We start from the raw sequence: 7,375 nt of genomic DNA, 5'->3' as shown, positions 1-7,375 counted from the left end.
GGTAAAAAACGAGTTCGTTCTTCCGGGGTCGGCATCCGACAGGTTTCATGTTTGCCAAACAGCCGATATCGCGAGCCTGCGACGAGTCGATAACCGAGGTTCCTGATTGGTAAAGGAATCACCCACACCATCCATCCCAACAGGTTCCAGGGAAATGGCAGCAGCCACAGTAGTCTGACGATCGCAGCCGAACGTCGATAAAGTCGTTTCCCATCCGCAGGTCGAAAAATAACCGTATCGATATTTTGAATATCTTCTTCACGCAAAAGTTGTTTAGCGGTCTCTCCCTGTAACGGGGAATACAGCAGCCGCGCTTGCCTGTCCCGGGCAATCGCAAAATCTACACTGCTGTTACACAAACCACAGACACCATCAAAAAACAGGACTGGCTTATTCAACCCGGACCTCGCTACGCGCGGCTCACCCGCATCTGCTGTCGGAGAAACACGCTCTGAAGACAGTTCGGAAGAAGCTGTCAGATCAACGGACGTTGATTCACTCATGGATGCTCTATCGAAACCTCAAAAGACTTTTAGAGAACCGGGTTGAAACACCAAAATACCTGCCGCACCTAATAGTATACGTAACAAGCAGTTAACTCTAGTTGTTTTTTACCGCTTTCACCGGAATCGCCGCAAATATCGGAACCAGCCGGGAAGGATGACACACAAGCGTTCGCTCGCATCATTTCCTTCTGTCGTTTCCTGAATTCTCACGCTACAATAAAAGAAGTGACAAAACAGAAGCGCCGTTGGCAGGGCTTGCTTCGCCGTTTTCTTCCGCAAGAGAGTTTCATGCACACGCCGTCTGCACAATCTGGTCCGCAGTCTCACTGGAACAGAGGGCTTGGTGTATCCACACTGTTTCACCTGGTCCTCATTTGTGGATTCGCAATGATCGTGCAACGGGCAGAAACGCTTCCCTCATCTTCTGCCAATACGATTCAAACGCGCTGGGCCCCCCCTCAGGAATCAGCGCCCCCCGTGATCCTTCAATTGACAGCGGTCACAACAAAACAGGAAAACGCATCGAGTGCACCGGTACTTTCAAAACTGCCGCCGATCCTGGATCGCAGTTCCGCCCCTGATACGCAGTTGCTTTCATCGTCTTTAGAAGGGCCCCTGCCTCAGATAATTCAGCAGGAAGAGTCGCTCACAACCAAATATGCTGCTGACATCGTTGGCGCATTATTGACCTCATCCGCAATCGGCAATGCCAGTTCCGGGTCGGGAAATGGCACGGGAAACGGTGATTTTTTCGGCCTGAAACCCAAGAGCAAGAAAATTGTCTATGTCGTCGATTCCTCAAAAAGCATGAATTTTCCTCATGAAAGCGTGGGAAAAACAAGACTGGGGCGGGTCAAACTGGAACTTGCCAAATCGATTCTCGCCATGGATGAACATCAACAGTTCTTCGTGATCTTCTTCAGCGATTTCGCAATTCCGATGCCCGCCCGCCAGCTCCAGCCGGCAACCCCGCAATCGAAGCAAAAATTTCTTTCCTGGGTCGCCAGAGTGCCCGGCGTTGGAACGACTGAACCGCTGGAAGCCTTGATCCTGGCACTGCGTCTCCAGCCGGACACGATTTATTTCCTGACGGACGGGCAATTCAATCCCTCCGTCGTCAGGGCGTTCAACAAAGTGGCTGAGAACACACACCGCAATCAGACCATCATCGTCAACGGCATCTGTCTGGGAAATCGCGAAGGCGAACAACTCATTCGCGAACTCGCAGAAAAAAATTCGGGAACTTACACCTTTATCCCTTGATTCCGCCCCTACCCACATCACAAACGTACACCAATTAATTTTCTCTGACAGAAACTTACTGGCAGCTAATATCTAAGTCTTTACAGAGAAATACTTTTTGGCATAGTATGCCCCCAGATTTTATCACGGCATTTTTCGCGTGATAATTTCAACCATTCTTCGCCTTCAATGAAGGAAGCAATTTCATTGCATCTCTTTCAATTATCTTTCTGAACCGAACCAGGCAGCAAAAGTCTGATAAAATCTGAGACTGGCTGACAGTGGCATCGTAATATCTGGATCTCTACAAAAATGAATTCAATCAACTCCGAAGAAACAGATACTCAGATGATCGAGGACGGCAAAGGAACATTGAATTCGCCCTCATTCCTGGCACTGTTAGGAACCCAGTTTCTGGGAGCGATGAATGATAATATGTTTCGCTGGTTTATCATTCCCATCGGAAAACCAATCATCGGCGATGCAGAGGCGCTTTCACTGGGCCTGGCCTGCTTTACCCTGCCTTATCTCCTGCTGGCCAGCGTAGCCGGTTATCTTGCTGACCGCTTCAGTAAGCGCACGGTGATCGTGGCCTGTAAAATCGCTGAAATCATCATCATGGCCTTAGGAATCTGGGCCATCCAACTCGGCAATCTCTATCTGCTCTTTTTTATCGTCGCTTTGATGGGCTGTCAGAGTGCGCTGTTCGGGCCGGCGAAATTTGGCTGTATACCCGAAATGTTGCGCGACAACCGCCTTGCCAAAGGCAACGGTCTGATGGGACTGATTACCGTCGTCTCTTCCGCGTTCGGATTTATCGCAGGTAACTATCTCTATCATATCACACAACCAAGTCTCACACGCCCAGGTTCATTCACCGACATCAGCATCGCAGCCATAGCGCTGGTCGGAGTGGCAGCACTTGGTACTTTGGTCAGCCTGAAAATTCGAAAGCTGGCACCCGCTGCGCCAGAGCGCGCATTTCCGTTTAATCCCGCTAAAGAGACATTGCATCAGATGCAGCTCCTCTCCAGCAGCACTCCCTTGCTCAGAACAGCACTGGGAGTCGCCTTTTTCTGGATGCTGGCGTCGATGGCGCAGATGAACGTTGATACTTATGGAATTCGCGAGCTGGGGCTCTCCCAAAAAGACATCGGCCCCCTGCTGGGTATCCTGGTAGCGGGAGTCGCTGCAGGAAGTATCCTCGCGGGAATCTGGTCTGCTGGACGAATTGAGCTGGGAATCGTACCGATCGGGGCAGCCGGGATTGTCGTCACGTCCCTGCTACTCTTCTTCACAGGCAGTAGTGTAGACCCCGGACCGGAAAGCAATTCACACATCTATTATTTATTATCCCTGCTCTGGCTCTTCCTGCTTGGCGTCAGTTCCGGATTGTTTGACATCCCCCTGGAAACCTTTCTCCAGCACCGCAGCGACGTGGAAACACGGGGCAGTATTCTGGCAGCAGCCAATTTTCTGGCGTTTACGTTTATTCTCGTGGCCTCGGGAGTATTTTTCGTGATGCAAAAATACCTCCAGATGTCTGCCAGCCAGATTTTTATGGTGCTGGGTCTCCTCACCATTCCCGTCGGCATTTATATCTTCAAACTGCTTCCCAATGCCACGATTCGAGCCATCGTCTGGATGATCAGTCGAACCATCTATAAATTGCGCGTATGCGGACACGAAAACCTGCCTCATAAAGGAGGCGCACTCCTGGTTGCCAACCATGTTTCCTGGCTGGATGGCGTCTTCCTGATTCTCACCTCATCTCGCCCGGTCAGAATGATTGCCTTCTCGACTTACGTGCAGAACCCGTGGGTAAGATGGCTGACAGAGTTATACAATACGATCCCCATCAATGTCGAAGAGGGACCAAAAGCCTTAATGCGTTCCATCAAAGATGCCCGAACTGCCATCGAAAATGGAGAACTGGTCTGTATCTTCGCAGAAGGTAGATTGACCCGCTCCGGATATCTCCAGCCATTTCAGTCTGGCTTAATGAAAATTATCAAAGGAACTGGCGCGCCCGTGATTCCCGTCTATATCGACGAACTCTGGGGGAGTATTTTCAGTTTTCACGGCGGCAAGTTTTTCTGGAAATGGCCCCGAAGATGGCCATACCCGGTTTCTATTCGTTTTGGACAGCCGATACTTCACCCGGAAAATGAAAAACACGTTCAGAAGGTTGTTCAAAACCTGGGCATCGAAGCTGCCGATTTTCGAAAGACGTATCAAATGATTCCACCAAGACTGTTTCTCAGAAAATGCAAAAGCCGACCATTCAAACAAAAAGTAGCCGACTCAACAGGCGTGGAGATTTCCGGCGGAAAATTACTGACCGGCGCGCTGTTGATTAGACGGCTACTCAACAAATATGTTTTAAAACGCGAAGAAAAAATGGTCGGCGTTCTGCTCCCCCCTTCTGTGGGTGGCTGTGTCGTCAACGCGAGCCTGGCGATTTCCGGCCGTGTTCCGATCAATTTGAATTACACGCTTTCTGACAGCGACATCAATTACTGCATCCAGGAAGCAGGCATCAAAACGGTATTGACCAGCGAGAAGTTTCTGGAAAAAAGACCCATCGACATGGATGCCAATGTGGTACTTCTGGATGAAGTGAAACTAAAGGCATCCCTGTTTGACAAGCTGATCTGCTTAGGCATGGCGTATCTCGTTCCCGCATGGATCATCGAACGACTCATCGGTTTAAAAAACGTTGATCCGGACGAATTGAGTACGGTAATCTTTACTTCCGGTTCAACCGGTCGCCCGAAAGGCGTGATGCTGACTCATCACAATATCGTCTCGAATATCAATTCAGCCGATGATTTACTGCACCTCTCGTCGAAAGACTGCATTCTGGGAATTTTGCCGTTCTTTCATTCATTCGGATATACCATTTCGCTCTGGATGCCTTTTATCCGGAATATGGGAGCCTGTTTTCACTTTAACCCCACCGATGCGCGCACCGTCGGAAAAATGGTGGAGAAATACAAGGTCACGCTCTTCGCCTCCACCCCTACCTTCTTAAGACACTATTTAAAACGCTGCACTCCCGAGCAGTTCAAAACTCTGGAGATCGTAATCACGGGCGCAGAGAAACTGCCGCAGAGTCTCGCTAAAGAATTCGAGGAAAAATTCGGCATCTTCCCGACAGAAGGTTATGGCACCACGGAACTCTCTCCCGTCGCTGCTGTGAATATTCCCCCCAGCCGACAACTCGACCCGACCGAGGTCAGTTCCAAACCGGGCACCGTCGGCCGGGCAATCCCGTGTGTCATGGCGAAAACCGTTGATCCGGATACCATGCTGGATCTGCCTGAAGGACAGGAAGGACTGCTGTTTATTAAAGGCCCCAACGTCATGAAAGGCTATTTGAACAACCCGGAAAAAACAGCCGAAGTCGTCATTGATGGCTGGTACAATACGGGAGACTTCGCCACGATTGATGCAGACGGATTTATTACCATCACGGGCCGACAAACACGGTTTTCAAAAATTGGTGGCGAAATGGTGCCCCACGTACGGATCGAAGAACTCATTACCGATATTGTCAGTGATCCTGATGAGGATGAACCTGAAGTACAGATTGCTGTGACTTCTGTTCCCGATATTAAAAAAGGCGAGCGCATTATCGTACTCCACAAACCCCTGCATCGATCTGTGGATTCCATTCTGAAAGAACTCGCCAAAGCGGATCTTCCCAATCTCTGGATTCCTTCCAGCGACAGTTTTCTGGAAGTGGAAACGATTCCGCTGCTGGGAACCGGGAAACTGGATCTGGCAAAAATCAAACAGCTCGCCAGTGAAGCCTTTTCGGCGGAAGTCACCAGCTAAGCCTGTATCCAGGTTGCTGAAAGCGTCTCCAGAACCCTCGGATCGAGTAAATCGATGTGTCTCGGACAATGTGCGCCCAAAATGAGGAAATCCCCTCATAACCGGGCACACTTTGCGCCTGCTCCCACTCGCTTTATCCCCAGAACTTTCAAGAGTTTACATAAAAAAAACTCAAAAAGAATGTTAGATTTCGGTACCGAATAAGTCTATTCAGGTAAGAACGGGCCATTGTGTGGTGAAAACCACGATGAATTCAACCGTTTCAGCGAAAGTGGCGAGGAAGCAGGCATATGATAAATAAAAGCGTCAAGTTGACAGAGAGGCAATCAGAGATCTATCAGTTCCTGAAGGACAAAATTGTCAACCGCGGGTATGGCCCGACGGTTAGAGAAATCGGCGATGCATTTGAAATCCGGTCTCCCAATGGCGTGATGGGACATTTAAAAGCACTGGAACGGAAGGGGCTGATCACGAGACAGTCTCATATTTCAAGGTCTATTCAACTTTGTGACAACTCTCAAAAACCAGCAAATCTGATCTTGGCGGGAGTGTTACAAGCAGGCCTTCCTCTTGTGCCTCCCTCAGAGGATCAATCTCAAATTGACTTCAGTTCTCTCTTTCACTCTTCTGAGAACTTTTGCCTGAAGGTGAAAGGCACTTCAATGATTGATGCCCAGATCCAGGACGGAGATTACGTCGTCGTCAAAAAACAGGATACCTGCCAGCAGGGGGACATTGTTGTCGCCCTGATTGACGATCACGAAACGACTTTAAAACGCTTCTATCAGGAAGAAACGCGCGTTCGACTGGAGCCCGCCAATTCAACAATGGCCCCCATTTATTCGAATAACGTCAAAGTACTCGGTGTCGTCAAAGGCGTGATGCGAAAATTTGATTGAGCCCCCCGTTCGAATTAGTCCTGATCAGCAATTTCTGCCATCTGTTTGCGCGCCAGTGTAATCAGCATGGTATCCGGGAGGGATGTTGCGCCAACCTGGCGCAACATATTCACCACTTGCGCCGTCGTATATTGTGCGTGAGTACAAACATGTAACAACACATCACCACGTTTCGTGCGCTGCACACTCCCCTTGCCCGAACTCGTGCTCCGCTTACTGACGAGCTCTTCCAATGCTTCAGCCGTCAACTGCTCCAGATAATCAATCCAGCGCTGCTCCTGTTTGGCCCACTTCTGTTTCAGCTCTGAAAAAGAGAGAATGCCCCCTGCTCCTTTCTGATTACCCGACAATTCTCCAGGCAGATCGCCGGGCAACACCGGAGACTCATCTCCCAGTAATCGTTCCAGCCAGACATACTCAGCAGCATACAGATGCAGTAACGACTTCCAGATCGAGCCCTGCCCGATGGGAAACGTCTGATTTCTTTGCGCTTCAGAAAGCATTTGAACAGACTCTATCAATGACTGATTCACCCAACGACGGTGTTCGTGCAGACGCGAGATTAACTTGACTGGCACAGCGATTTCTCCTCGTTCAAATAAGATCGCGTTCAACAAAAACGGAGCGGACATACTTTGATGAGACTCGGTCAAAACGGCCCTGAAAATGCCCCCTGATCCCGATTTCCAGCGAATGAGATTCCTGATCCGATCTCCTGTCATATTGAAATTGATTCCGCGCCTTCCCTTGCATAGAGTGATATTCAGATGCGCTGGTTCGGGGGTAAATTGCCACAGATTCCTGTTCCCGACCGGTTATTCCCCGTGATCAGGCGTTATTATTTTCATAGATTGACTTTTAATCGTTTTTTTCATTTAGTTTGTTTCT

At 49.5% G+C, this 7,375-nt stretch carries 5 protein-coding genes; 3 read left to right on the top strand and 2 right to left on the bottom strand.

Features of this window, described 5'->3' with window-relative positions; translation table 11 throughout:
- Positions 1 to 503: DCC1-like thiol-disulfide oxidoreductase family protein (locus tag Q0294_RS11170; protein WP_299464877.1), on the bottom strand; the 503-nt coding region annotated here is incomplete at its 3' end.
- A gap of 390 nt (positions 504 to 893) precedes the next feature.
- Between Q0294_RS11170 and Q0294_RS11165 the strand changes: the two genes are divergently transcribed.
- The 3 genes from Q0294_RS11165 to lexA all read left to right on the top strand — a co-directional run bounded on the left by Q0294_RS11165 (position 894) and on the right by lexA (position 6,487).
- A complete protein-coding gene (locus Q0294_RS11165) occupies positions 894 to 1,769 on the top strand; it encodes a vWA domain-containing protein (protein ID WP_299464876.1) in 876 nt (291 codons plus the stop codon).
- A 291-nt stretch (positions 1,770 to 2,060) separates the two neighbouring features.
- Entirely contained in the window at positions 2,061 to 5,588 is a 3,528-nt protein-coding gene (locus Q0294_RS11160) for an acyl-[ACP]--phospholipid O-acyltransferase (RefSeq protein WP_299464875.1), read from the top strand.
- 290 nt (positions 5,589 to 5,878) lie between these two features.
- Positions 5,879 to 6,487, top strand: a complete 609-nt coding sequence (gene lexA, locus Q0294_RS11155) for a transcriptional repressor LexA (protein WP_299464874.1) — start codon at positions 5,879 to 5,881, stop codon at positions 6,485 to 6,487.
- Between the two features lie 14 nt (positions 6,488 to 6,501).
- Here lexA and Q0294_RS11150 read toward each other — a convergent pair whose 3' ends face one another.
- Positions 6,502 to 7,065: a DinB family protein gene (locus Q0294_RS11150; protein ID WP_299464873.1), complete on the bottom strand. Its 564-nt coding sequence runs from the start codon at positions 7,063 to 7,065 to the stop codon at positions 6,502 to 6,504.
- Positions 7,066 to 7,375 lie beyond the last annotated feature (310 nt).

It is taken from the genome of uncultured Gimesia sp. (genome assembly GCF_937919775.1).
Taxonomy (GTDB): Bacteria; Planctomycetota; Planctomycetia; order Planctomycetales; family Planctomycetaceae; genus Gimesia.
This window is presented reverse-complemented; position numbering and strand designations above follow the sequence as displayed.

Bases quoted from the DNA above. Each gene is read 5' to 3' on its own strand.
- Q0294_RS11165 (WP_299464876.1), top strand. From the start codon at position 894: ATGATCGTGCAACGGGCAGAAACGCTTCCCTCATCTTCTGCCAATACG.
- Q0294_RS11160 (WP_299464875.1), top strand. From the start codon at position 2,061: ATGAATTCAATCAACTCCGAAGAAACAGATACTCAGATGATCGAGGAC.
- lexA (WP_299464874.1), top strand. From the start codon at position 5,879: ATGATAAATAAAAGCGTCAAGTTGACAGAGAGGCAATCAGAGATCTAT.